Raw genomic sequence first — 22,501 nt, forward strand, 5'->3', positions numbered from 1 at the left:
AACACATGCCGCCGATCCTTGACCGCAGCATCCTCGAGACCACCGCCGAGTACCCGGTTGTGTTCTCGGCGGTGTTCCAGGACTTCGGTTCCGCCGCACCCGAGTTGCGGGTCGCGCGTATCGATCTCGAAGACGTCGCGCCGGACGGGAATGCGCCGGTCGCGCGGCCGTCACGCATCGGGTGCACGACGTTCACGCTCAACCGAGTTGCCGACGATCCGGAGCAGCTCACGGTCAACGCGCACGCTGGCCGTGGGTTGGGGTTCTCGATCATCGGGATTGCTCACAAGTTCACGGTCCCGTCGTGGCCGATCACGCTCGGCGAGATACCCCCGGACGCTGGGGGTGGGGTGTGGGCGATGATCGCTTGCCCCCGCGACGTCACGCTGGCGTTCGTCGACGCACCCCAGGGTGGTGCCCAGTGACCGCCGCGAACGACGACCGGCAACAGTTGCGCGCCGTGTTGGCCAATGCCATCCAGGCCGCGCGATCCGGCACGACAGGAACCCCGCCGAATGTTGACGGCCTCACAACCGATGAGGCACTGAACATCATGGGGCACGGGCTGATCGAGGCTGACAACCTGCTTCGGGCGGATGAGGCGAAATCGTCTCTGCCCGACTACCAGGTTCGCGACCTCGAGCTACGGCTCGACGCGGTCCGCGCACAGCGCGACGCCGCCGTCCAGCAGTCGTTGGACCATGCCGCCACGATCGCCGTGCTCCGCAGACGAGCTGACACGGCCGAAGCGTGGCGTCGGTCGTCGAACAACTCGCAGCGCCTGATCGCCCGCATCAAGTCCGGAGAGCTCGGGTGGAACGGCACGGAGTGGGTGAAGCGCGCCGAGCGGATCGGCTACTGCGACAGCACCTTTACGCCACCCAACGGAGGCGACACACTCACCTGCGCTCTGGACGCCGGACACGCCACCAACCTCCACCACGACGCCGGCAACACCTGGGCGTGGACCACCGACGGCGCGCAGGTCGTCGGCATGATCCCCGGGGGCGTCCGATGAGCGACTTCGTCAGCGTCCTCGAGGCACGCACCGACAGCGTCCCGTTCCCCGCGTTCACCCACGAACGCGTCTACATGCGACCCTTCACACCGGCCGACGGCCTACCCGCCGACCTCGCACGCTGGCAACCAACCGTGGACGCCATGCTCGACGGCATCGACGTCGACGGCGTCGCCTACCTGATGATCGACCAAGGCATCGTCCAAGCCGGAAACCTCCACCGCCGCGGCGGACTCCACGTCGACGGCCACTGGATCGACGCCAGCCACGGCAACCCCACACCGAGCTACCCACGGCACAGCACCCCCGCCCCACGGCGTCACCACCACGACGCACCCAGGCCGATCCGCCGACACGTCCCGCCCATGCCCGACTGGCACCGGAACCCCGCACCCCGCCACGATGCGCCGGCACCCGGTAGCCACTCGCACCACGACGGGCCCCTCGAGGCGCTGCTGCTCGCAACCGACGTCTACGCGTGCGACGCCTACGTCGGCGCGTTCGACGGACCCATCGGGAAGGGCGGCGACTGCTCACACGTCGACGTCACCGCTCTCGATCGCGTCGAGCTACGGGACGGCACCTGCTGGGCGGGGAACGTGGCGCTCCTCCACGAGAGCGTCCCGGTGCCGACCACCACGCCCCGAACCCTGGTGCGGCTCAACGTGCCCGGCTGGTCACCCGCGGGTGTCCGATGACCCGCGGAATGTTCACGCTCACCGACACCGCCAACGTCCTCGAACCCGAAGACCTCGGCACCCTCCACAAAGCCCTCTGCCGCGCAGCCGAACCCCTCTGGGCCGACCGCCCCTGGCTCATCGTCGACCCCGCCGGCCGACCCGCAGCGACACCGTCACGAAAGACGCACGCATGAAACAGATCCGACGCGACGAACACCACATCGCCGACCGCCTCGACGAAACCGCCAGCCAACTCGAATACGACGCAGAAGCCATGGCCGGAGGAGGTGGGTACGGCACGCCCCTCGACGAGATCGCCGACCGCTACCGGCAACGCGCAAACGCAGCCGTCGAATCCCGCCGCGACGTCGGACGTCTCGGTGCGCAAGCCAAGGCGGCCGGCAAACCCGCACGCGACCTGTCCGACCTCACCGCCGGATACGAGCTCGGCGACTGGCTCGTCCGCAACGGATGGACCCCACCCGCAAACATCGAGGTGTCGGAATGAGCGACTACCTCGACAAAGCCCGAGACCAGATCCTCGAGCAACACCCCGACATGGACCTCACCCGCCCAGGTGTCGCAGTGATCCTGTTCCCCACCGGCGAGACCTGCGACTGCGGATGCGGGGCGGTTGCCGCCGAGTCCGCGATCGCGATCGACCACGACGCGTTCGACGACGTCGCGATCGTCGCCAATGCCCTCGAAGCGATCGCGATCCGGTTACGCGCCCACATGGGCGAGGCGAACTACCAGATCGCCGAACTCCGACGGAGGCACCAACAGTGAGCGCACCTGCCACCACGTACGACGAGGCCGTCGCGTCGCTGTTCCACGCCGGACCCGGCGGAATCTGCGACGACTGCGGCCACTTCGCCCACCGACACCACGACGGCAACCCGTCCCTCGGCGTCGCCCGCGGGTGCGCGTTCCCCCGTCCCGCCGGACACGAGTGCACCTGCGCCGGCATGTCCTGGCAGGGCCACCGCGTCAACATCCGCGACGTCCTGAAGGCGGTGTAGCCGTGCCCAATACCGTCTGCGTCGACTGCGGAAGGACCTACCCCGCCGACGGCCACACCGTGCGGTGCCCCCGCTACCTCGAGGTCACGCCCCTCGAAAACCAGATCACCCAGGCGATCCACGCTCACGCCTTCGTGCCGCTGCACGACCGCTACCGCATCGCCCGCCAACTCATCGCCGACGGATGGCGGCCCCAGCAGTGATCACCAGCGACCTCCGAACCCTCGGCGCCGCGTCCGACCGCCGACACCCCGACCCATGCGGAACAACCATCCACGGCGATCACACCGGCACCTATGACGACGCGCACCACCCCGCCGTGTTCGTCCACGCCCGCTGGGTCTCCCACGTCCGCGAAGCCATCCACACGGTGCGGAGCCTGCATCGCTGCGACCCCGAAGACGTCGTACCCCGCTGTGTCGAATGCCGGAAACTGTGGCCCTGCGCCACGATCGAGGCGGTTGGGGAACGATGAGCCTGGTCAATCTGCTCGGCGCGTTGGTGTCCAGCGCGTTCAACGCCAGCGGGAACGGCCGACCGATGGACGTCCCGATCGAGTGGTCGCAGACCACCACCTACGTCCGGAAGGTCGACGGCCGCTGGTGGGTGGCCTACGCCCCCTTCGTCGACACCACCTACGCCATGGCCCAGATGATCGGGCTCGTCGACCAGCAGTGGTGGGTGTGGTTCGAGTTCGACAACCACGGCGACGCAGTCACCTTCGCATCCGCCCTCCCGAAGAGCGACCCGTGACCGCCCCCATCCCCACACTCCCGCGCCCAGCCGACTGGCCCCACACCCGAGGCGCACCCTGGCTCCGCGTCCGCCACGACGGCCTCATCGAACTGTGCAACGTCACACCAGAGTTCGCGATCTCCGCCGACGTCATCACCGAGCTACAGAACACCGGCAACCTCACCATCTCCGACGACCACCTCACCTACCGCTTCCACATGGCCAACGGCGAATGGACCTACCGCGTCGTCGGACTGATCGCCGGCACCAACCACCTCGTACTCCGCATGCCCGACTAACCCCAACCACGAACGGAAACACCATGACCGACCAGACCACACCCGAACAGCATCTACGGCAACTCGCCGCCATCATCGAGACCGCAACGCAGCAAGCACTCGCGATCATCGGGCACCCCGCCACACACTCGGCGCCGCATCACCTCGACGCGATGGCCGAGGCGTACGACGAGGGATACAACGAGGGCCAGCGGCCCGACGCCGTGCCGCACAACCCGTACCGCAAGCTGCTCGACGACCGGCGCGAGTTCGTGCGCGACCGGGTCGAAAACGGGTACGGCACGATGGTCTACCCGCCGACCTCGGACACCGCATACGACGACTGCGAGAACGTGCTCGGCGACGACAACGCCGAATGGTTCGACGCCGTGCTCGACGCACACGACGAATGGCTCGCACTGCAGGCAGGGAAGAAGTGATCCGCCGGGCCCGCGGACGCCACACCTTCCGTCACCTCGGCGCCGCCGCGCTCCCAGCCCCCGACCTCGTCGCCGCCAAGCGAGGCGGCTACAAGATCGTCGACGGCGACTTCGTCATCGACGGCCGCGACCACGACGAGATCCAGGAGCCGCCGCCCGGCTGGGTGAAGAAGCACGGCACCGACTACTACGAAGCGCCCCACTTCGACCACCACAACGGCCTTCTCCGCGACGCCAACGGCAGCATCGTCCGGATACCCGACGGCCCCGTCGGTGTGTTCATCGGCGGCCGCGTCCACATCGGCCCGGCCACCTTCGACCCGCCAGCCGACAGCCCCTTCGCCCGCATGTGCCGACAGCTCGACGACCTACAGCCCACCATCCGCCAACTCACACAGAAGGACTGACCCGCATGCTCTGGCGCGCACTCGCCCTGAGGCTCACGCCGAACCTGAAACTCCGCCACAGCCCGCGGAACGTCCTGCTCGAGTGGAAACGCCCACACAGCACCCGACGCGTCGGCATCTACCGATGGGGCAGCCCGCACGGCACCATGCCTCCGCCCGGGTTCTCGTGGAAGCCGTGGCCGCACCTCCACCGCAGCCGCGGCCTCGAAATCGACCACGTCGAGCTGTACTGGCCCGGCCTCGGCGGTGTCGCCGCATCGGTCAGCCACCACACCAGCCTCCTGTTCGACTACCGCGGCCGCGAAGTGTCGCTGCGGGACAGCTGGCTTGCACAGACCCACCCGCAGGACAAGACCACCGAGAGGACCTTCTGATGACCGGGCCGAAGCGCTACCGGAAGAAGCCCGTCGAGATCGACGCGATGCAGTGGGACGGCACCGCGGCCGGCGCGACCCCGATCATCGACTGGGTCCTCGCCAACGGCGCCACTGCCCGTTTCGACGAGCCCTACGAGGAGATACGTCACGAGCTGGACGACGGCACCGTCCAAGGTTGTCCGGCCTCGCCCGGGGGCGTGTTCATTGACACCCTCGAAGGCACCATGCGCGCCGACGCTGGCGACTGGATCATCCGTGGCGTCCAGGGCGAGTTCTACCCATGCAAGCCCGACATCTTCGCCGAAACCTACGACGAGCCCGAGGCCGTCGACCCCGTGCTCGCAGTCCGCCGCGCCGAACAGCGCCTCGCCGAGGCCCGCCAGGATCTCGCACGAGCGAACGAGGCGCCGCAGGCGTGAGGTGTCCCGGGAGTGGCCGGCGACCTGATGGTCACGCAGCCGTACTTCGACGACAAGTGCGGCCTCGAGGATTCTGTCCGGCCTGCGGCCGATCACACGCGCTGACCCGAGCGGGCAAGGTGTGGACACACGGTGGACAAGCACCGCTCCTACCAGCAACGGACGCGAAATCGGCCGAGTTATCCACAGGATGAGACGAGGCGGAAAATCGGCCTCACGGTCATGCACCCGCCTGACCTGCGCGTCTTCCATCAATGTTATTCACAGGCGCTGTTAGCGGCCCATGATGCGCGTTCCAGCCGGTACCAGGCACTACACTGAGACGAGCCGGGCCCGAAGAACGGACCCGGCTCGGATGATGACTCCACCGCCCAGATCGCTCCGGACGGCCAACCATCTGAATATTGTCTGGCGAGACATATTCGATGGTAGGCCATAACCGCTCAGCGCGTTAAAAAACGTGCTCAGCGGCACTCGGTGTGTTTTCGGGCGGTGGAGTTCTCGCTGATCGATCAATTCCACACCAGGAGCTACATCTCATGGCCGACAATAACGGCATCGAACCCGCCACAGACGGCGAATTCATCGTCTACACCTCCGACGACGGCGCGACGGAGATCCACCTTCGTGCTGTTGACGGCACCGTGTGGCTGTCCCAGCGCGACATCGCTCGTCTCTTCGACAAGTCAGTGCCGACCATCAACGAGCACATCAAGAACATCTTCGACGACGAGGAGTGCGACCCCGAGGCAACTATTCGGAAATCCCGAATAGTTCAGGAGGAGGGCGGCCGGCTCGTCGGCCGTCTCGTCGACACGTACAACCTCGACGTCATCCTCGCGGTCGGGTACCGCGTCCGCTCCGACCGCGGCACGAAGTTCCGCCAGTACGCGACCACGGTCCTCAAGGACTACCTGGTCAAGGGCTTCGCGATGAACGACGCGAAGCTCAAGGACCCCGCGGGCCTGGACTACTTCGACGAGCTGCTCGAGCGGATCCGCGATATCCGCGCGTCGGAGAAGCGGTTCTACCAGAAGGTTCGCGACCTGTTCAAGGAGACGTCGAGCGACTACGACCGGGAGTCGCCGGCCGCGCAGACGTTCTTCTCGACGATCCAGAACAAGCTGGTCTACGCGGTCACCGGCCGCACCGCCGCCGAGCTCGTCTGCGACCGGTCCGACCCGGCTAAGCCGAACATGGGCCTGACGACCTGGAAGGGTCCGAAGGTGCGGAAATGCGACATCGAGGTCTCGAAGAACTACCTGACCAAGGATGAAGTGGACGCGCTGAACCGGTTGACCACGATGTTCCTCGACTACGCCGAGGACCGCGCGAAGCGCCGCGAGACCATGACCATGGCCGATTGGATCGAGGTCACTGACAAGTTCCTCGACTTCAACGACCGCAGCGTCCTGCGGAACGCCGGGTCTGTGTCGTCGGCGCACATGAAGTCGGTCGTCGGCGGACGCTACAACGAGTTCGACAAGGCTCGGAAGGCCGCGGAGCTGAAGAGCTCCGAGGCCGAGCACGTTGAGGAACTGGAGAACCTCGCGCGCGAGGTCGGGAAGCGGTAGCCGCTCACGCGACGGCGGTGCGCAGCTCCCGGGCTGCTCCCACCGCCGCCGCTCGGGCGTGAAGCCCTGACCGTGACCGGCCCTGGCGACGCTCGATGACAGCGTCGTCAGGGCCGCACAGTTCAACCAGCCACCCGTTTCCGTCGACCTGCAGCGACAGGTATTGGCCAGCGTCGAGGTCGACGATCATCCATGACCCGCCCCGACCGTGCACCCACACCGCGGGCGGGATCGCCACCGTCACAGCCGGCCCGCCGCGCGGAGCACATCGGCCGCAGCCTCGACGGCGTCCCACAACTGGCGGTCGTCGTGGTGCCGGTCCGGGTGGGCGACCGCCCGAGCACGCCGGTACACCTGCGCCAGCGTCCCCAACGACAGCGACTCGTCCATGTCGCCGGCCAACCGCCGCAACGTCGCCTCCGCCTCCTCCACCGTCAGCGACGCCGACACCGTCGACGCTGACGGCAACTGCGCCCAGCCCGTGTACTGCTCGGCATTCGGGGTGGTGCCGTAGCGGTCAACCTTCCGCAACGCCTCGAGGGACAGTGCGATCGCCCGCAAGTTGTCCTGCCAGGTCAGGTACTTGTCGCACGGGAACGACAGCGTCCCCCGCGCGTGCGACTCGACGGACAGGATCACGCCTGGGTGTTCCGGTCGTGCGTTCGCCCGCGGCATCCCGTCGAGCCGGAAGTCCTGCTCACGCATCGCGATCTGCAGCACCGACGGCGCGACGAGCCGCCGCGGGTCGGCCGACAGATGCGACAGCTCCCGCTCGAGGAGTTCGAGAGTCGCGCTCCACGGCGCCGAGAACGGTGACCGTTCCCGGTTGACGGTCAGCTTCCTGGGCCACCGCTCAATCGGCCGTAGCGTCATGCCGGCTGGGTAGTCACTCACCGCGCATCTCCTCTTCCAGTCCAGCGCACCTGGCGCATTCGAAGTTGTGGCCCGGCGGCAACGGCGACGCGACCGGATCACCACACTGCTTGCACCGCCTCTCACGACGCCGAATCCAGTCCTCGATCTGCGATCGCGTCCAGATCGGGTAACGGCCCGACACGGTCCGCAGCGGGGCGGGCAGGTCGGCGCGGCCTGGTGTTCCGTTCTCGCGGTTGCGGCGGGCCCGCGCGTAGAGCACCCGCGCCGATTCGATCGTCCAGCCAGCCGCGTCCGCGACCTCGGGAAGATCCATTACGTCCGACGCCTTCACCACTCCACCGCCCGCCCCCACCGGATGCTGTGCAGCGCATTCCGATACGTGTAGTCGAGGGCGTCGTCCATCTGCTCTTTCGTCGCGCCGTCGGCGACCGCCGCGTTCCACGCCTCCTGCAAGTCCGCCGGGGCGGTGCCCTGCTCGAGGAGTTCCCGCGCCCGGTCGGGGGTCAGGTGGGTGGACAGCCACGTCACCGTGGCTGTCCGACCCAACCTGTCCAGCACCGACATGCGGCTGGTCAGTGTGTTCACTCCGCCTCCGGCGCGGGCTCTTCGGTCTCGGTCGGCTCCTCGGTGTCCGGCTCCTCCTCGGCCGGCGTCCACGTCGGGGCCTCGTAGGAGTAGTCGGGTCCCGTGCGGGGGAGGTCGCCCATGTTCACCGGGTCCGTGTTGGCGCCACCACCGATCGAGGAGCCGTCCGTCGACACGATCGGCGGCGGGCACGGCGCCGTCCCACCGTTGCCGAGCTGGATGACGCACGGCGCCGGCACCCGAGCCGGAGCTGGGGTGGGGTTGGCCATGGCGACGGCCACCGGGGCGGCCAGGACGGCGAGCGAGGCCAGGGCGATGCTCAGTTTGCGAATCATGCTGTTCTCCTTAGATTCTGTGGCCTGGGTTGACCGTCCACACCCCCGGCGCAACTCCGGGGGCGGGGCGCACGACCCAGGCTCACCAGAGGTGGCCGTGCTCGTTCCAGCGCCGGTTCTGGTCGTCGGCGCGGTCGGCAAGGTCCTGGTTGCGGCGTTCCTGCGCCAGCCGGTACCGGCGGCGTCCGGCCGGGACGGCGATCGCCAGCACCACGACCGTCGCGAGGACGAACGACACGACCGCGATCGCGGGGTCGACGTCGGCGAGCACCGCGGACAGTAAGGCGAACACCCCGACCCCGAGCGCGGCCAGCGCTGCGGTCGGATGGGAGCGGGCGGCGGCACTGAGTTCTCGAATCATGTTGGCGAACATCATGACTCGGCCCGGGCATTCGCGACCGTCAGATGGGTGCGGACGGTGACCACCGCGGCCTCCTGCGCCTCCTCGCGGCTGTCGAACGTCGCCGACCACCGGAACGACTGGATCGGCGCGTACAGGGTGGTGCGGACGGTCGCGACCCACCACAGCACCAGCCCGCCGTGTTCCTCGACGGCGAGGACGGTGACCGCGAAGTACTCGGCCACGAGGGTCGTCGCACCCCAGGGGGTGGTGTACCACTCGACCTCGGACGCGCACCACGGGGCGTGGACGGGACGCTGGGTCCCGCAGTCGCACGCCGCCGTGTCCTGCGCCACGAGCGCCGTCACCGCGCATCCTCGTCGAGGAGGTCGCGGTTCGCCTCGCGGAACGCTTCGCCGTTCTGCTCGATCCAATCGGCGGTAGCGCGTTGGCGTTTCGGAAGTCCGAGCCCGTCCCAGCGGTTGCGCCAGGTCCCGTCCTTCATCAGGTAGGCGCTGGTGCCGTCGTAGACTCCGCGAATCTCGACTGCGATCGCGATGTCCTCGACGACGAGGTCGCTCGCGCTCATCGGCCGGCCTCGTCGATGAGGCGGTCGGCGCGGTCTTCCATCGCCCACAGCTCATCCCGCAGCCGGTCGCGGCCGGCGCCGTCGGGCATGGCTTCCCAGTCGTCCCACCCGGTCGCGATCTGCGCTTCGAGGTCGGTCAGTTCGTTCGGGGGGTTCAGCAGCTCCATCATCTCTGGCTCTCTCCGTCGTTGTTGTGGTGATGTGAACAAACATAGACTGAACATAGGTAACAGTTCAAGAGAAACCTGCAACAATCACTCATACTGAACAGACCATCACCACACCAGGAGGGAACCATGGGCGACGCCAAGACCAGCCCCCGCTACCAAAACGCCATCGTCGAACGCGAAGTGATGTGCCTCGACCTGTTCCTCAAGGGCATGAAGTACGTCGACATAGCGAAGGAGGTCGGCTACCGCGAACCCCAGTCCGCGAAGAAGGCAATCGAACGCGCGATCGCCCGCCGCCGCAGAGAACGCGACGAGCTCGCCGACGAAGCCGCCACGATCATGCTCGACCAGCTCGACATGCTGATCTCGACAGAGATGCCCACCGCACTCAACCGCGACCACCCCGACCACTACAAGGCGCTCGACGCCGTACTCCGCGTGTTCGACCGGAAAGCGAAGCTCGAGGGCATCACCGCGCCCGTCCAGGTCGAGGCCACCGTGCGGGTGAAGGACGAACTCGACGACGAGATCGCCGCGCTGGTACGGAAGTTGAAGGGGCAGGGCGACCCGGCCGCGTTGCCGCCGACACCGGTCCTGGACTCGATCGTCGACGCCCAGGTCGTCGAGAACGAGGCCGAGGCGTGAACCCCGAGACCGCGGTGCTCGACGCGATCGACGCCCTCGTCGACGAGCAGCTCCAACAGGAGGCGTCAGGGTGGGACCACAACATTAACCAGCCCCACTGTCCGCACGCCGGATGCCAAGCACGCTGGCACGGACTGCCGCACGCGAGGTGCCCGGGCTCCGCAGTGCAGGGACCGCTGAAACCGCCCATCTGGCCAGCCCGGTCCAAGGCGGCCGCGCGCGTATCGATCATCGACGCCGACGGGAACCAGACTCCGATCCGCGGCGCGGTCATCGACTTTCAGATCACGCCCCCGACCGACGACGAGCTCGTTACCGCTTGGGAGGGTGTCCGCCAGGCATTCCAGGAAGCCGGTCGGCAGTTCACCATCGTGCTCCAGAACGTGTCGGACGAGATGCGGAACCTGCTCGGTGTCATGGAGCGCGCCGGCATCCCGGTCGATGCCGCTGACAGCACCCCGCAGCAACGCGCCCTGCCCCGACCGTCGCACACCCCGCCGATGTGGGCGGCCCGCGCCGACGGACGGAAACGCCGATGAGTGAACAGCGTAGGACGGTCACCCTCGCGATCGACACCACCACCGACGCCGAGGTCGCGCGTGCCTGGGAAGTGCTCGGCCGCATCGCAGGTGGCCTCACGTGCGACGGCATCGAATGCCGCATCTACTCGTTCACGCCCGACGAGGACGACGAACAGTGACCGCCCGCGTCGTCAACCGGGTGCCACGCCTGCACCCGCCTTCCCGCCTCCGTCACGACGTCCGGATGTGCGGCGGCCTCCGCCCATTCCTGTTCGCGCTGGTGCAGGCGTACGGGACCCTGGCTCCCGCCGTCTTCGAGTGGGGGTACGGCGACCGCGATCGGTGGCGCATCCCGGATGACCCGTTCGACGCGTCCACGTGGACCGATCCCGAGGTCGCCCCGTGAGCGCCTGGTCCGTCCTCGCTGACGCGGGGGTCGCCATCGGCGCGTCGTACCCGTGCTTCTGGGCATCGTGGAAAGCGGGCTGGCGGTACGCCGAATGGCGCGACCTCATCCGCCAGGAACGCGCTATCGACCGCGCCGCGCGCGCGACACCCCCGGCCCGGCGCGCACCGCGCAGTGGAGGAGGGCAGGGCGATCCCAGCCGCATCCCGCCGCGCGGCAGCGCCGGCGTGGTGACCGGGCGCATGCGGCAGTCGGTAGTCGTCAGACCCGGCGTGCTGGTGGTCCCGCAGGGCGTCACCAGCCAGGTCGAGGAGGCCCTCCGGAAGCGGGGGATATGGAAGGTGGATCGGTGACCACCCCCGACGATCTCGAGGTCGCGCCGTCCGCGCTCATCGGCATGACCCGCGCCGCGCGCCTCGAACTGAAACGCCGCCTCGCCGCCCAGTGCGCTGAACTCGGCATCGCCGTCAACGACACCACGAGCCCCGGACAGCTCGCGCTGAAACACGACCACTCCCAGGTCCAGCGCCCGCACCTCGAGGCGATCGACAACGCACTCATCGGCCTACTCGCCGAACCCAACCGCCGACAGATGATCTTCATCGGCCCCCAGACCGGCAAGTCCACACGCACCTCGCGGTGGTTCCCGTTCTGGTGGCTGACGATGCGACCCCGCGACCGCATCGTCCTCGGCTCCTACGCCGCCAGCCTCGCCGTCACCCACGGCTCCGCAACCCGAGACCTCGTCACCATGTACGGCGGCGAGTACGGCCTGCAGCTCAAGGACGCCGAGAATACAAGGGCCGCATGGATGCTCCGCACCGGCGGGGGCATGCGGTCGGTCGGTGTCCGCGGTGGCCTGACCGGTCAGCCGATGGACTTGGGCATCATCGACGATCCGGTGAAGGACCGCGAGCAGGCCGAGTCTCCGGTGGTCCGCGAATCGGTGTGGGACTGGTACTCGTCGGTGTGGTCGTCGCGTAAGTCGCCGACGTTCCGCGAAGCGTTGATCATGACCCGCTTCCACAAGGACGACCTCGCCGGCCGACTGCTCGACCAGGACGGGCGCGTCGAGGAAGGAGGGGAGTGGCACGTCCTGCACCTCCCGACCCTCGCGCTCGCCGAGGACCCCGAGAAGGGGATCTACGCGGATCCGCTCGGCCGTGAACCGGGCGAACCGATCACCCACCCCCGTATCGATGCCGCTGACATCGGCGCCCTGCTCGCGCATTGGGGCCGCGCGCGGAAGACTGTCACCAACCGCGACTGGAACGCCCTCTATCAGGGCACACCGTTCGACGCCCAGGGTGCGCTGCTCACCGCCGACGACATCCGTAACCACACCGCCACCGCGCCAACGGAATGGCGGCGGAACGTGGTCGCTGTCGACCCGTCCGGCGGCGGCCGCGACACCGCCGGCATCGTCGTCGTCGGCCTCGACATGGAGAAACGCGGCTGGTTCCGCGCCGACTACACCGCGAACATGTCCTCGTACGAGTGGTCGCGGAAGGCGTGCCTGGTCGCCCACGAGCACGAGGCCGGGCACATCGTCGTGGAGAAGAACTTCGGCGGCGACATGGCGAAGACGCTGATCGCGCAGGCGTGGGCCGAGCTCCAACGCGAGGGGAAGATTCCGCGGGATGCGCTGTGCCCGTTGATCAAGGAAGTGACGGCGAAGAAGTCGAAGATCCTGCGCGCCGAGCCGATCGCCCAGGCCATCAAGTCCGAACGGCAGTGGTTCGCCGCCGGCGCCGACCTGAAGCAGCTGTCGGATGAGTGGCTGCTGTGGGAGCCCGGCACGACCTGGTCGCCGGGTGCGCTGGACGCCGGGGTGTACGGCTCGATGGAGGTGTTGCCGGCACTTCCGCGTGGGGCGTCGGTCGCGAACCCGGCGGCCCGGTCGCGGGGCGCGACACCTCGCACGGGTGTCGCAGCACGCCGTATCGCGGGGTGAACATAGGTAACACTTGAAACAGTGACCTAGCAAAGCTACCGTGTTCGCATCACCACAACAGTTCGGAGAGGACCATGATCATGAACATCACCTGGAAAGACCATCTACACGCCGCCGCCTGGGGCATCGCCGCGACGCTGCTGCTCGCGTACGGCGTCGTCAACACGACGGGCGTCTGATGTCTGTCGATGTGCGGGCCGTCGCCCGCCGATGGCTCGACACGTGGCCGGGTCCGCTGACGCTGTGGTCGGGGAGTGGAAACCGCGATCAGTCAATCCCGGACGCGCACAACGCCGCACCGGAGCTGATGGAACGACTCCTCGCCGAACTCGACCAGGCGCAGCAGATCGCGGAGTGGCTCATCGCCGAGACGGAGCACAAGTCGGACGCCTACTCGGTGAAGATGGAGGCGAGGACTCTGCGTCAAAGGGACGAGGCTCGCGCTGACATCAAACGGGCACAAGCCGCCCTCGACGAGCTGGTGACGCACGGCGACCTCACACCGTCAGGTCGGCGCGTGCTCCGCAGCATCCTCGGCGGTGGCTCGTGAAAGCTCTGACGATTCGCCAGCCGTGGGCGTGGGCGATCTTCCACGGGAAGAACATCGAGAACCGCACCCAGATGTGGAACTACCGCGGACCCCTCGCCATCCACGCCGGCAAACAGGCCTCCGAGGCTGGTTGGCGTGACCGACGGGTGCGCGACGCCGTGGTTGCCGCTCCACCGCACTGGCCGCAGCCGACCGACCTCGGTGTCATCCTTGGCGTCGCGGACCTCGTCGACATCCACTTCGCCGGCGACGACTGCACCAAGACGTGCTCGACCTGGGGCGACCGCACACCAGGCATCTTCGAACCCCGCGGCGCCATCACCCACCTCGTGCTGGAGAACCCCCGCAAACTCATCGAGCCGATCCCCGCCCGCGGTGCGCTCGGTCTGTGGAACCTCGCCGACGACGTCGAACGCCTTATCCGCCGCGACCTGAGAGGCGACCTCCGATGACCGCCGACGGCGTGCTGTCCGCGCTCGCGTTCGTCGCGCTCCTCGCAGGCATCCTCCGCGTGGTTTGGGTGTTGCAGCAGCGCCGCAACGCCGAACCCGAGGAACACAACACCATCACCGGCACAGGAGCCGACTTATGACGCCCCTGGTCCTGACCGTTGACGAGATCGACCTCCTCCGCAACGCTCACCGCGTCATCGCTCCGATCGTCGCCACCTCCGGGATGGTCGACCACGTCCGAAGCAGCCTGCGCGGCGGCGGAAACGGCCGGTTCTCCTACGAGGTGCGCGGTGGCAAGCTCACCGGCTGGTGGCCCACCCAGTGGAAGCCCGAACGCGAGGTCTCGATCAGCCTGACTCGCGTCCGGAAGTGGGCCGACAGCCTGCCCGACGAGCTGCGCGCCCGAGCCTTGGTTGCGTGGCGCGTGTACCCGGTCGACACCCGCGACATCCCGAAGCTGTACCGCATCACCCTCGAAGCGCTCGACCTCCAAGGCCGTCGCGAGATCGAGCAGGCCCGCGCCGAGTGGTTCACCGGACCGCCGAGCAGCGCCGCCACGCCGACTTCGCCACACTGCACCGCCGACGAGCACGCGGCGTGCTGGGCCGGACGCGAACGACCACCGAACCACGTGTGCTGGCGCGACCGGAAGAACCGCCGCACCAGTCCCCTCGGCATCGTCGCCACCTTCCGTCCCGGCTGGTCGCAGCACACCACCAGTACCAGCGCCCGCATCGTCGCACCAGTCGAGCACTACACCTGCGAATGCGACTGCCACGCCAATGGGTTCGCTGGCCAACAGCTTGATCTCTTCCAGGTGGTGTCCTGATGTCCGTTTTCGACACCCGTCTCGCCGCATGCGCGATCGACATCCCCGGCATCCGCAACATGGTGCCCGCCCTCCTCATGCGTGACGGCACATACGCGGTCAACCCTGAGCTTGACCGGCACGACCGGCGAGTCACGCAACGCTGGATCGACAGACACGGCTCCGCATTCCGGGACGCGAACCGCGACCTACTCGTCGGCGGTGATCACTGATGCCGCAACGTATCCAGCGGAAGCGGACGAAGGGCTGGCGCATGCCCGCAGGCGCAATCAGTGTCGGACGGCCCAGCGCATTCGGAAACCCAGCGATGATCGAGGTAGTCCCGTCGGACCGAGAGCGGTTCACCGTCTACGCCGGCGACGTCGGCCCGATCATCGGCTCGTTCCTCACCCGATCCGAGGCGCACCAGCGCGCCGTCCGCTGGTTCCAATGGTGGATTCAGCACACCGACGGAACCATCTGGTCAAGCCACAACCTCAGCCACGCCTACGCCGACGCACACCGACAGCTGACGGAACGCCTACCCGAGCTCGCCGGTCACGACCTCGCCTGTTGGTGCCCGCTCGAACTCGAATGCCACGCCGACGTACTCCTCGAACTGGCCAACAGATGACTCCCGCTACCTCGGGGATGGGGTAGCGGAACCAGAGAACTCGGCCCGCCTGACACACGCGCAGGCGGGCCGAGTGCTGCCAGCACCGCATTTCACACGGTTACTCTTATCCGTAACCACGCGAAAGGGTGCACACGGTGACCTTCCTGACAGCCATACTCACCATCGGACTCATCATCCGACTCACCCGGCTCATCGTCGCCGACACCATCACCCACCCCATCCGCGCCCGCATCGTCGTCTGGCTCGGACCCGACCACCCCATCGCCACCCTCGTCTGCTGCGCCTGGTGCATGTCGGTGTGGGTCGGCGCCGCCGTCGCCACCGCCGGCTACTTCGTCGCCGAAGGCCCCTGGTGGCAGTGGGTCGCACTCGCCGGCACCGCCTCCTGGCTGTCCGGGATCGCCACCCAGATCGACCCCGCCTACCAGGAAAAGGACTGACCTGTGCGACGGCTACCCGATTCCACCGCCCCCGCGATCGCCGAGCAGGCCGGACGTCCCCGCGGAGTGTTCTCCCGCATCCGCGTCCCGTCGGGCGCCGTCGTCGCCTCCTACCCGGTCCCGAAGACGAAGTCCGGACGCCGCGGATCGCGCGGCGAATCGATCACCGCTTCGGCGCAGGTCCTCACCCAGAAGAAGATCGACCGCCGCACCCGACGAGTCCCCGCCCAGCGCTGGCAGTCCGAGGCGTGGCAGTTGCGCCGCGAGACACCAGAACTCCGCTTCATGGGCGACCGCCAAGCCCGCGCCTGCTCCCAGGTGCGCCTGTTCATCGGGCGCCGCGACAAGCTCGACGAGGAAACCACCCCGGTCGAGGACGGCCCGGCCGCCGACCTCGCCGAGATGCTGTTCGGGAACGAACCGATGGTCGAGCAGGCGTTGAAGCGCTACGGCCAACACCTCATCTTCAACGGCGAAAGCCTGCTGCTGTTCACCGAGAAAGAAGGCCGCATCGACTGGGCGCCCCACGCCGCGTCCGAGATCACCGGCGACTCACCGAACTTCAAGCTCAACGACGGCATCACGACGTCGAACATCGACCCGGCCACGCAGATGCTCGTCCGGTCGTGGACCCCGGACCCCGAACGGTCCGCGATGCCCGACGCACCGGTCGTCGCGGTGATGCCCGTCGCCCGGGAGCTGATCGGCCTGACGAAGTACGTGTCCGCGCAGGTCGATTCCCGCCTGGCCGGCGCCGGGCTGCTGCTCCTGCCGCAGGGCATCGAATCGATCATGACCGCAGACACGGACCGCCCCGACGACTACTCGTTCGCCGACGAGCTCACCGACTACATGGTCGTCCCGATCCGCGACCGCGACAGCGCGGCGTCGGTGGTGCCGTTCATGGCGATGGTGCCACCCGAGCTCGTCGACAAGGTCAAACACCTCACCTTCGACTCCCCACTCGACCCGCACATGCACGAACGCAGGCAGGAAGCGATCCGCCGTATCGCCCTCGGCATGGACTCCGACCCGTCTGTCCTGCTTGGCATGGCCGACTCGAACCACTGGTCAGCGTGGGCCGTCGACGAGAACGAAGTGAAACTCGGTGTCGCCCCGATTCTCTCGACGGCGTGCCACGCCCTCACCCAGGTCGTCCAACCGCTGCTCGAGCAGATGGGCGTCACCGACGCCGACGCGCACGTCGTCTGGTTCGACACCGCCCCACTCGACATGCGGCCCGACCGGTCGAAGGACGCGAAAGACCTCCACGAGCGCGGCGCCGTGTCCGGCGAGACCGTCCGCCGCGAGACCGGGTTCACCGACCGCGACAAGCCGAACGCCGACGAGCACCGCCGCTTCCTCGCCGAGAAGCTTGTCCTCGCCAACCCGGCGTTCGCGCCGGCCCTCGCCGATCTGATCGACCTCGGCGACATCGACTGGACGAAAGCCGCCCCGACCGCCGAACCCGCGACGCCCGGATCATCCGCAGAAGAGGGCGCCACCGACCCCGACCCGGTCGACCAGACCCGCGCCATCCCCGAAACCCGCGACGACCCGCCGGCCGCCGCTACGGAAGGACCCTCACTGTGACCGATCGCGCCGTCGAGATGGTGTGCGAGTTCGCCGTACTGCAAGCCCTGGTCACCGCAGGGAAACGGGGCCGCCTGCCGCGAGCTTTGGTCGGGCAGCTCCGCAACGACGGTGTGCCCGCCCACGCAGTGCACACCCGGGTGCTACTCGCCCACAACGACACCGAGTGTGACCGGCTGATCTCAGGCACCTTCGACCTCCTCGCCGCCGTCCTACCCGAGCAGGACGCCGCCCGCATCGTCAACGCCTGCGACACCTACACCCGCGGTCTCATCCTGACCCAACGGTCACCGGCCCGGAACGCGCTCGCCGAGGTGCTCGACCATGCCGTCCCGTCGGCAAGCCGATAGGGCCCGCGCCTCCCGGCGTCTACTTCTGCGCGCCGAACGCCGCATCGACGCCGCGGTCCTGGCCGCGATCGACGCCTGGCTAACCGCCGTCCGATTCCACCTGTTCCGCGAACTCGGCGCCCCCGGCAGCGTCCAAGCCGCAGCCTTCCCGCACGGCCCGCACATCGTCGACGCCGCCGTCCAAGGCTCATATGGCGAGTGGCGTCGGCAGCTCGATCGGCAGGTCATTCCGTCGGTTTCGATCGAGTTCTCCGAGGCGTTCCAGCAGTCCCGCCGCCGCGACCCGCTGAACTCGTACCGCTACCAGCAGCAGTACCTCGAGGAAGTTTCCGATCGGCTCAAGATCTGGCCCGAGGGCGCGTTCGAGGACATCCGACCGGAGCTGATGGAAGCGCTCGCCGAGGGTGAGTCCATCGACGAGATCCGCGACCGGGTTGGCCGCGTGCTTAACATCGACGCCCGGACGCGCGCGATCCGCGCCACCATCCACGAGGTCGAACAGCGCCTCGAGGACCCCGACCTTGACTCCAACACCCGCCGCGTTCTGAACGCCCGACGCCGCGAGCTGTGGGACGAGCATGACGAGAGCTTGGGGGAGTGGCAGTGGAAGGCCCGCCGCATCGCCCGGACCGAGGCCCACGGCGCCGTGCAAGCTGGGAAACTCGCTGCCGCCCAGGCGCGCTCTGAACTCGACCCCGACCTCCGAATGTGGAAACGCTGGCTGGCCACCGAGGACACACGCACCCGCGCGACCCACCGCGTGGCCGACGGACAGACCGTGCCGCTGACCGAACGGTTCCGCGTCGGCGGGTTCCTCCTCGACCACCCCGCGGACGCCATCACGATCGCCCCGCACGAGGTGATCAACTGCCGCTGCGATCTGCTGATTTACGACGACGACGAGCTTCAGGACGAACTGCAGGGCCCCGACGGGTCGATGGGCGAGATCCGGCCGGGTGGGGTGCGGATCGGCCCGGACGACCCGGACGAGGCCGACCGGGTGATCGCCGAGGTCGCTGAAGCCGAGGGGCTGTCACGCCCTGCCCGTCTGGGTCAGCGCGGCGAGGACCGCGGCCAGCCGGCCCCGGCCGCGCCCGAGCCGGTCGAGCTGACCGACGACCGCGAACAGCTCCCGCCGTCGGACCGGCCCACCAGTGACCTGAGCCGACTCTCCGACGACCAACTGTTGGACGAGATGCAGCGCGCGAACGATACCGGCAATCAGGCCCAGTGGGATGCCGCCGAACAGGAGTGGGAACGCCGACACGGTGAGACCGACAGTGCCGCCTTCGACCTCGCCCCGGAGCCAGACACCGATGTGGTCGCTGCCGAGGACCAGGCGGTCTTGGACTGGCTGACCGCCGAAGACGCGTGGCGTTCCGACGTCGCCGACTGGCTCGCCGCCGAAACCGACCACCTCAACGAGGTGTCGGCATGGCTGGCGGCCGAGCAGGAATGGCTGGCCGACCCGCTGCCTGGGCTGAGACGCAAGGTCATCGGCCGCGATCTCACCCTCCCGCTGCAACGACAGTTCGAGGCGAACGAGGACTTCGCCAGAACGAACCTGAACTACTCCCAGGGCCTCGAATGGCGGATCAACTGTCAGCGCGTGGTGCAGGCCCTCGAGCTCCGCCGCCGCGGCTACGACGTCGTCGCCCAGTCGAACGACGAAACCGCGGTGCCGCCTCCGCCCGCCGTGCACGATCAGGTGCGCGACATGTGGGTCAAGCTCCGCAAGGCATGGGAGCAGAAGACCAACCGCATCCACCACCACTTCAACGACCTGTGGCGGCACCGCGACGGATCGATGTCGAGGTTCGAGAAACTCGCGCCCGTCGACGTGCAACTCCTCGGCGCCGAGGCCGCGATGACGAAAGCCATCCTCGACGCCACCGAGGTCGGGGCGCGGGGTTGGACGACCGTTGACTGGATCAATGGCGATGATCGGCACATCTTCTCGTGGGAGGTGGTCGCGCCGGCGGGCGTGCCGATCGTGCGGTACTACGACGCGCAGAACGCCCAGTCGGACGCCGCGAGCTACTTCGCGACGTCGAAGAACCACACCTGGATGCGCGTGGACAACCTGGTGCCGACCGACGATGTTCGCGGTCTGGTTGACGAGGCGTAGGACACGAGCAGGTCCCCGACGTACGATGAGGGTTGTGATGAAGGAGCTGACAGCTATGGCTGTATCGACGTTCGCTGAGGCGATGACGATCGCCAGCTCTGCCGTGCCCGGAAAGGTCGTTCAACCCGACGGCTACGAGAACGACACCCACTTCATCGTGAGCACGAAAGACGATCTGCCGCCCGGTATGCCGGCGCCGATGACGAACAACGCGCTCGTCCGGATCGAGAAGTCGACCGGCGAGGTGTTCGTCGCCGGCTTCCCGCACTTCGCGGACGAGATCGCGCAGATGACCAGCGTGTCGGCACGTCCGTAGTTTCCGCAGGACGCGCCGAACCCTGGGAGTCCGTTCCTTGTGGTGGATACTGTTCGATGTAGCCACATAGAACGGGAGCCTCCGATGGGTGATTCGCTGACCGCCGCGCTCACAGCCAGCGGGATCGTGTACGAGCTGTCGGACTTCTCCGACCCGCAGCTGGAGGGTCCGACCGCCCTGCAGGTGTCCGACGACGGACGGGTCCGCGGTCACCTCGCGATCTGGGACACCCCGCACATCGGTTACGGCGAGATCGTGCCGCCGCCCCACAGTTCGACGTCGTACGCGTACTTCCATCAGGGCGTGGTCCGCACGGCTGCGGGAGACCTGCCCGTCGGGAAGCTCACCCTCGGCACTGGTCACGCCGGACCGGGCGGGGATGCGATGGCCGCGGCCGCTCACTACGACAACACCGGATCGACGGTGGCCGTCGTCCGCGCGGGGGAGGACCGCCACGGGATCTGGATGGCTGGCCGGATCGTTCCGGGCACCGACGACCGCCAGATCGATGAACTTCGCCGCTCGTCGGTGTCCGGGGATTGGCGCGACGTGACCAGGCAGGGCCAGTACGAGCTGGTCGCCGCGCTGGCGGTCAACGTCCCCGGCTTCCCGATCCCGCGGACGGAGACCCTGGTCGCAGCCGGACAGCCCGTCGGTCTCGTTGCCGCCGGCATTGTGCACCGCCGCGACCCGAACAGCCCCGTCACCTACGCCGACCTGACTAGTCTCGTTTCGGCAGCCGTATCGGACGCGCAGAAGATCACCGAGCGCCGAAAGAAAGCGGAGGAGGCGTTCGCCGCGGTGAAGGGCGAAGTCGACACCGACCGCGAGGACCAGCGGAAGAAGAACGCGGACAAGCGAAAGAAGGCGTCCGGGTCCGCGATCGCGGACGTGCGTAAGGAGAAGGCGCGCGGTCAGATGGCCGGGCTGCTAGCCGCCGGTGTGGAGTCCACCGCCAACGACGTCGCTGGACGGATGCCGAACCAGCTGCATCGGTACTGGACGACGGGCAAGGGGCTGGCGAAGTGGGCGACCACCCCGACGCCGTACCGGTCCCTCGTCCGGGCGCTGCAGGCCGAGATCAAGGACATGACGCCGGAGCAGATCAAGGGCCTCGCCGCGAACCTGTACCACGACGTCTTCAAGCAGTGGCCGGGAAAGCAGCGCGGAGACAAAGGATCAGGGAAGCTCGCCGCATCCGCCGTGTTCGACGCGCCCGGGGTGCGCGCCGCACTAGACCGCGCCGAGACTGCTCTCCTCGCGGCCGCCGCGGGTGGTGGTTCGGGAAAATGACGGCCGCCGGAAACGGCGGCGACGACCACGATACCGACGGGATGATCGCACTCCTCCCGACGGCCGAGGACGCGAAACGCCTCGCGGTCGGGGACGTCTCGGTCGACGAGCTCCACCTGACCTTGGCCTATCTGCCGGACGTAGGCGACTTCGACGACCCAGCCATGCTGGCCGAGATGTTCCACGCCGACGGCCCGATCCGCGGCGAAGTGAACGGCGCCGGCAACCTCGGCGGCGGCGTGGCGGTGTGGCTGGTCAACACCCCGGGCCTGACCGACCGACGCAACGCGCTGACCGATGCGCTCCACGACAGCGACGGCCAGGTGCCGTTCGTGTCGAAGGACTTCGACGGGTTCCTACCGCACATCACCTACTCATCCGGCGGCGTCACCCCGGGCGACCCCATCCCTGGTGTGTACGGCCCGGTTACGTTCGATCGACTGCGAGTGTCGTTGCGTGGCAAACACACCGACGTGCCGCTCGGTTCTACTGACGGTATAGGTGGTCGCGAGACGGAAACCCCTGAATCCCGTTCGGCGGTGGCGTGATGGGCTGCAACTGCG

At 68.0% G+C, this 22,501-nt stretch carries 43 protein-coding genes; 34 read left to right on the top strand and 9 right to left on the bottom strand.

Going from position 1 to position 22,501, the window contains the following annotated elements:
• Positions 1-5: 5 nt before the first annotated feature.
• From LEL84_RS16255 to LEL84_RS16325, 15 genes are all read left to right on the top strand, one after another.
• Positions 6-425 (top strand): hypothetical protein, encoded by a 420-nt coding sequence (locus tag LEL84_RS16255; RefSeq protein ID WP_226512148.1) that lies wholly within the window; start codon positions 6-8, stop codon positions 423-425.
• On the top strand, positions 422-1,018 hold the full coding sequence (locus tag LEL84_RS16260; RefSeq protein WP_226512149.1) for a hypothetical protein: 597 nt from the start codon (positions 422-424) through the stop codon (positions 1,016-1,018). Before LEL84_RS16255 ends, LEL84_RS16260 begins: the two co-directional genes overlap by 4 nt.
• Positions 1,015-1,716, top strand: a complete 702-nt coding sequence (locus LEL84_RS16265; protein ID WP_226512150.1) for a hypothetical protein — start codon at positions 1,015-1,017, stop codon at positions 1,714-1,716. The genes LEL84_RS16260 and LEL84_RS16265 overlap by 4 nt, the downstream gene beginning before the upstream one ends.
• A complete protein-coding gene (locus LEL84_RS16270; RefSeq protein ID WP_226512151.1) occupies positions 1,713-1,892 on the top strand; it encodes a hypothetical protein in 180 nt (59 codons plus the stop codon). The genes LEL84_RS16265 and LEL84_RS16270 overlap by 4 nt, the downstream gene beginning before the upstream one ends.
• On the top strand, positions 1,889-2,206 hold the full coding sequence (locus tag LEL84_RS16275; RefSeq protein WP_226512152.1) for a hypothetical protein: 318 nt from the start codon (positions 1,889-1,891) through the stop codon (positions 2,204-2,206). The genes LEL84_RS16270 and LEL84_RS16275 overlap by 4 nt, the downstream gene beginning before the upstream one ends.
• Positions 2,203-2,487, top strand: a complete 285-nt coding sequence (locus tag LEL84_RS16280) for a hypothetical protein (RefSeq protein ID WP_226512153.1) — start codon at positions 2,203-2,205, stop codon at positions 2,485-2,487. The genes LEL84_RS16275 and LEL84_RS16280 overlap by 4 nt, the downstream gene beginning before the upstream one ends.
• A complete protein-coding gene (locus LEL84_RS16285; protein WP_226512154.1) occupies positions 2,484-2,720 on the top strand; it encodes a hypothetical protein in 237 nt (78 codons plus the stop codon). Before LEL84_RS16280 ends, LEL84_RS16285 begins: the two co-directional genes overlap by 4 nt.
• Before the next feature lie 2 nt (positions 2,721-2,722).
• The gene (locus tag LEL84_RS16290) at positions 2,723-2,923 is read left to right on the top strand and encodes a hypothetical protein (RefSeq protein ID WP_226512155.1); all 201 of its coding nucleotides are present in this window, start codon (positions 2,723-2,725) and stop codon (positions 2,921-2,923) included.
• A 268-nt stretch (positions 2,924-3,191) separates the two neighbouring features.
• The gene (locus LEL84_RS16295; protein ID WP_226512156.1) at positions 3,192-3,473 is read left to right on the top strand and encodes a hypothetical protein; all 282 of its coding nucleotides are present in this window, start codon (positions 3,192-3,194) and stop codon (positions 3,471-3,473) included.
• Positions 3,470-3,754, top strand: a complete 285-nt coding sequence (locus tag LEL84_RS16300) for a hypothetical protein (protein ID WP_226512157.1) — start codon at positions 3,470-3,472, stop codon at positions 3,752-3,754. The genes LEL84_RS16295 and LEL84_RS16300 overlap by 4 nt, the downstream gene beginning before the upstream one ends.
• 23 nt (positions 3,755-3,777) lie before the next feature.
• Positions 3,778-4,173: a hypothetical protein gene (locus LEL84_RS16305; protein ID WP_226512158.1), complete on the top strand. Its 396-nt coding sequence runs from the start codon at positions 3,778-3,780 to the stop codon at positions 4,171-4,173.
• A complete protein-coding gene (locus LEL84_RS16310) occupies positions 4,143-4,580 on the top strand; it encodes a hypothetical protein (protein ID WP_226512159.1) in 438 nt (145 codons plus the stop codon). Before LEL84_RS16305 ends, LEL84_RS16310 begins: the two co-directional genes overlap by 31 nt.
• A gap of 5 nt (positions 4,581-4,585) precedes the next feature.
• Positions 4,586-4,954 (top strand): hypothetical protein, encoded by a 369-nt coding sequence (locus tag LEL84_RS16315; RefSeq protein ID WP_226512160.1) that lies wholly within the window; start codon positions 4,586-4,588, stop codon positions 4,952-4,954.
• On the top strand, positions 4,954-5,376 hold the full coding sequence (locus LEL84_RS16320; RefSeq protein ID WP_226512161.1) for a hypothetical protein: 423 nt from the start codon (positions 4,954-4,956) through the stop codon (positions 5,374-5,376). Before LEL84_RS16315 ends, LEL84_RS16320 begins: the two co-directional genes overlap by 1 nt.
• A 539-nt stretch (positions 5,377-5,915) precedes the next feature.
• On the top strand, positions 5,916-6,950 hold the full coding sequence (locus tag LEL84_RS16325; RefSeq protein WP_226512162.1) for a virulence RhuM family protein: 1,035 nt from the start codon (positions 5,916-5,918) through the stop codon (positions 6,948-6,950).
• A 4-nt stretch (positions 6,951-6,954) separates the two neighbouring features.
• Here LEL84_RS16325 and LEL84_RS16330 read toward each other — a convergent pair whose 3' ends face one another.
• The 9 genes from LEL84_RS16330 to LEL84_RS16370 all read right to left on the bottom strand — a co-directional run bounded on the left by LEL84_RS16330 (position 6,955) and on the right by LEL84_RS16370 (position 9,845).
• Positions 6,955-7,140 carry a hypothetical protein gene (locus tag LEL84_RS16330; RefSeq protein WP_226512163.1) on the bottom strand — a complete coding sequence of 62 codons (186 nt, stop codon included), beginning with the start codon at positions 7,138-7,140 and terminating at the stop codon, positions 6,955-6,957.
• Between the two features lie 50 nt (positions 7,141-7,190).
• The gene (locus LEL84_RS16335; protein ID WP_226512164.1) at positions 7,191-7,844 is read right to left on the bottom strand and encodes a molecular chaperone DnaJ; all 654 of its coding nucleotides are present in this window, start codon (positions 7,842-7,844) and stop codon (positions 7,191-7,193) included.
• Positions 7,837-8,139, bottom strand: coding sequence for a hypothetical protein (locus LEL84_RS16340; protein ID WP_226512165.1), 303 nt, complete (start codon positions 8,137-8,139; stop codon positions 7,837-7,839). Before LEL84_RS16340 ends, LEL84_RS16335 begins: the two co-directional genes overlap by 8 nt.
• A 14-nt stretch (positions 8,140-8,153) precedes the next feature.
• Complete coding sequence (locus tag LEL84_RS16345) at positions 8,154-8,411, bottom strand: hypothetical protein (protein ID WP_226512166.1); 258 nt, start codon at positions 8,409-8,411, stop codon at positions 8,154-8,156.
• On the bottom strand, positions 8,408-8,746 hold the full coding sequence (locus tag LEL84_RS16350; RefSeq protein ID WP_226512167.1) for a hypothetical protein: 339 nt from the start codon (positions 8,744-8,746) through the stop codon (positions 8,408-8,410). Before LEL84_RS16350 ends, LEL84_RS16345 begins: the two co-directional genes overlap by 4 nt.
• Before the next feature lie 82 nt (positions 8,747-8,828).
• Positions 8,829-9,107 (bottom strand): hypothetical protein, encoded by a 279-nt coding sequence (locus LEL84_RS16355; protein WP_226512168.1) that lies wholly within the window; start codon positions 9,105-9,107, stop codon positions 8,829-8,831.
• A gap of 11 nt (positions 9,108-9,118) precedes the next feature.
• Positions 9,119-9,454 carry a hypothetical protein gene (locus LEL84_RS16360; protein WP_226512169.1) on the bottom strand — a complete coding sequence of 112 codons (336 nt, stop codon included), beginning with the start codon at positions 9,452-9,454 and terminating at the stop codon, positions 9,119-9,121.
• Complete coding sequence (locus LEL84_RS16365) at positions 9,451-9,675, bottom strand: hypothetical protein (RefSeq protein WP_226512170.1); 225 nt, start codon at positions 9,673-9,675, stop codon at positions 9,451-9,453. The genes LEL84_RS16360 and LEL84_RS16365 overlap by 4 nt, the downstream gene beginning before the upstream one ends.
• Positions 9,672-9,845, bottom strand: a complete 174-nt coding sequence (locus LEL84_RS16370) for a hypothetical protein (RefSeq protein WP_226512171.1) — start codon at positions 9,843-9,845, stop codon at positions 9,672-9,674. Before LEL84_RS16370 ends, LEL84_RS16365 begins: the two co-directional genes overlap by 4 nt.
• Positions 9,846-9,971: 126 nt before the next feature.
• Here LEL84_RS16370 and LEL84_RS16375 point away from each other — a divergent pair, with 126 nt between their 5' ends.
• The 19 genes from LEL84_RS16375 (at position 9,972) to LEL84_RS16465 (ending at position 22,486) form a co-directional block, all read left to right on the top strand.
• Positions 9,972-10,490 (top strand): hypothetical protein, encoded by a 519-nt coding sequence (locus LEL84_RS16375; protein WP_226512172.1) that lies wholly within the window; start codon positions 9,972-9,974, stop codon positions 10,488-10,490.
• On the top strand, positions 10,487-11,029 hold the full coding sequence (locus tag LEL84_RS16380; RefSeq protein ID WP_226512173.1) for a hypothetical protein: 543 nt from the start codon (positions 10,487-10,489) through the stop codon (positions 11,027-11,029). The genes LEL84_RS16375 and LEL84_RS16380 overlap by 4 nt, the downstream gene beginning before the upstream one ends.
• Positions 11,026-11,190, top strand: coding sequence for a hypothetical protein (locus tag LEL84_RS16385; protein WP_226512174.1), 165 nt, complete (start codon positions 11,026-11,028; stop codon positions 11,188-11,190). The genes LEL84_RS16380 and LEL84_RS16385 overlap by 4 nt, the downstream gene beginning before the upstream one ends.
• Positions 11,187-11,417: a hypothetical protein gene (locus tag LEL84_RS16390; RefSeq protein WP_226512175.1), complete on the top strand. Its 231-nt coding sequence runs from the start codon at positions 11,187-11,189 to the stop codon at positions 11,415-11,417. Before LEL84_RS16385 ends, LEL84_RS16390 begins: the two co-directional genes overlap by 4 nt.
• Positions 11,414-11,770, top strand: a complete 357-nt coding sequence (locus tag LEL84_RS16395; protein WP_226512176.1) for a hypothetical protein — start codon at positions 11,414-11,416, stop codon at positions 11,768-11,770. Before LEL84_RS16390 ends, LEL84_RS16395 begins: the two co-directional genes overlap by 4 nt.
• Positions 11,767-13,371, top strand: a complete 1,605-nt coding sequence (locus LEL84_RS16400; protein WP_226512177.1) for a terminase large subunit domain-containing protein — start codon at positions 11,767-11,769, stop codon at positions 13,369-13,371. The genes LEL84_RS16395 and LEL84_RS16400 overlap by 4 nt, the downstream gene beginning before the upstream one ends.
• Before the next feature lie 178 nt (positions 13,372-13,549).
• Positions 13,550-13,921 (top strand): hypothetical protein, encoded by a 372-nt coding sequence (locus LEL84_RS16405; protein ID WP_226512178.1) that lies wholly within the window; start codon positions 13,550-13,552, stop codon positions 13,919-13,921.
• Positions 13,918-14,373 carry a hypothetical protein gene (locus tag LEL84_RS16410; RefSeq protein WP_226512179.1) on the top strand — a complete coding sequence of 152 codons (456 nt, stop codon included), beginning with the start codon at positions 13,918-13,920 and terminating at the stop codon, positions 14,371-14,373. The genes LEL84_RS16405 and LEL84_RS16410 overlap by 4 nt, the downstream gene beginning before the upstream one ends.
• Positions 14,370-14,513, top strand: coding sequence for a hypothetical protein (locus tag LEL84_RS16415; protein WP_226512180.1), 144 nt, complete (start codon positions 14,370-14,372; stop codon positions 14,511-14,513). The genes LEL84_RS16410 and LEL84_RS16415 overlap by 4 nt, the downstream gene beginning before the upstream one ends.
• Complete coding sequence (locus LEL84_RS16420) at positions 14,510-15,202, top strand: hypothetical protein (RefSeq protein ID WP_226512181.1); 693 nt, start codon at positions 14,510-14,512, stop codon at positions 15,200-15,202. Before LEL84_RS16415 ends, LEL84_RS16420 begins: the two co-directional genes overlap by 4 nt.
• Complete coding sequence (locus tag LEL84_RS16425) at positions 15,202-15,414, top strand: hypothetical protein (RefSeq protein WP_226512182.1); 213 nt, start codon at positions 15,202-15,204, stop codon at positions 15,412-15,414. The genes LEL84_RS16420 and LEL84_RS16425 overlap by 1 nt, the downstream gene beginning before the upstream one ends.
• Positions 15,414-15,815 (top strand): DUF4326 domain-containing protein, encoded by a 402-nt coding sequence (locus LEL84_RS16430; protein WP_226512183.1) that lies wholly within the window; start codon positions 15,414-15,416, stop codon positions 15,813-15,815. The genes LEL84_RS16425 and LEL84_RS16430 overlap by 1 nt, the downstream gene beginning before the upstream one ends.
• A gap of 137 nt (positions 15,816-15,952) precedes the next feature.
• Positions 15,953-16,258 carry a DUF1360 domain-containing protein gene (locus tag LEL84_RS16435; protein WP_226512184.1) on the top strand — a complete coding sequence of 102 codons (306 nt, stop codon included), beginning with the start codon at positions 15,953-15,955 and terminating at the stop codon, positions 16,256-16,258.
• Positions 16,259-16,261: 3 nt separating this feature from the next.
• On the top strand, positions 16,262-17,851 hold the full coding sequence (locus LEL84_RS16440; RefSeq protein ID WP_226512185.1) for a hypothetical protein: 1,590 nt from the start codon (positions 16,262-16,264) through the stop codon (positions 17,849-17,851).
• A complete protein-coding gene (locus LEL84_RS16445) occupies positions 17,848-18,201 on the top strand; it encodes a hypothetical protein (protein ID WP_226512186.1) in 354 nt (117 codons plus the stop codon). The genes LEL84_RS16440 and LEL84_RS16445 overlap by 4 nt, the downstream gene beginning before the upstream one ends.
• Entirely contained in the window at positions 18,176-20,329 is a 2,154-nt protein-coding gene (locus LEL84_RS16450; RefSeq protein WP_226512187.1) for a phage minor head protein, read from the top strand. Before LEL84_RS16445 ends, LEL84_RS16450 begins: the two co-directional genes overlap by 26 nt.
• 55 nt (positions 20,330-20,384) lie before the next feature.
• Positions 20,385-20,645: a hypothetical protein gene (locus LEL84_RS16455; protein WP_226512188.1), complete on the top strand. Its 261-nt coding sequence runs from the start codon at positions 20,385-20,387 to the stop codon at positions 20,643-20,645.
• Between the two features lie 84 nt (positions 20,646-20,729).
• Complete coding sequence (locus LEL84_RS16460) at positions 20,730-21,938, top strand: hypothetical protein (RefSeq protein ID WP_226512189.1); 1,209 nt, start codon at positions 20,730-20,732, stop codon at positions 21,936-21,938.
• Positions 21,935-22,486 carry a hypothetical protein gene (locus LEL84_RS16465; protein WP_226512190.1) on the top strand — a complete coding sequence of 184 codons (552 nt, stop codon included), beginning with the start codon at positions 21,935-21,937 and terminating at the stop codon, positions 22,484-22,486. The genes LEL84_RS16460 and LEL84_RS16465 overlap by 4 nt, the downstream gene beginning before the upstream one ends.
• Positions 22,487-22,501 lie beyond the last annotated feature (15 nt).

Origin of the sequence: Gordonia sp. WA4-43, from assembly GCF_020520305.1 — a bacterium.
In the GTDB taxonomy this organism is placed as follows: Bacteria; Actinomycetota; Actinomycetes; order Mycobacteriales; family Mycobacteriaceae; genus Gordonia; species Gordonia hongkongensis.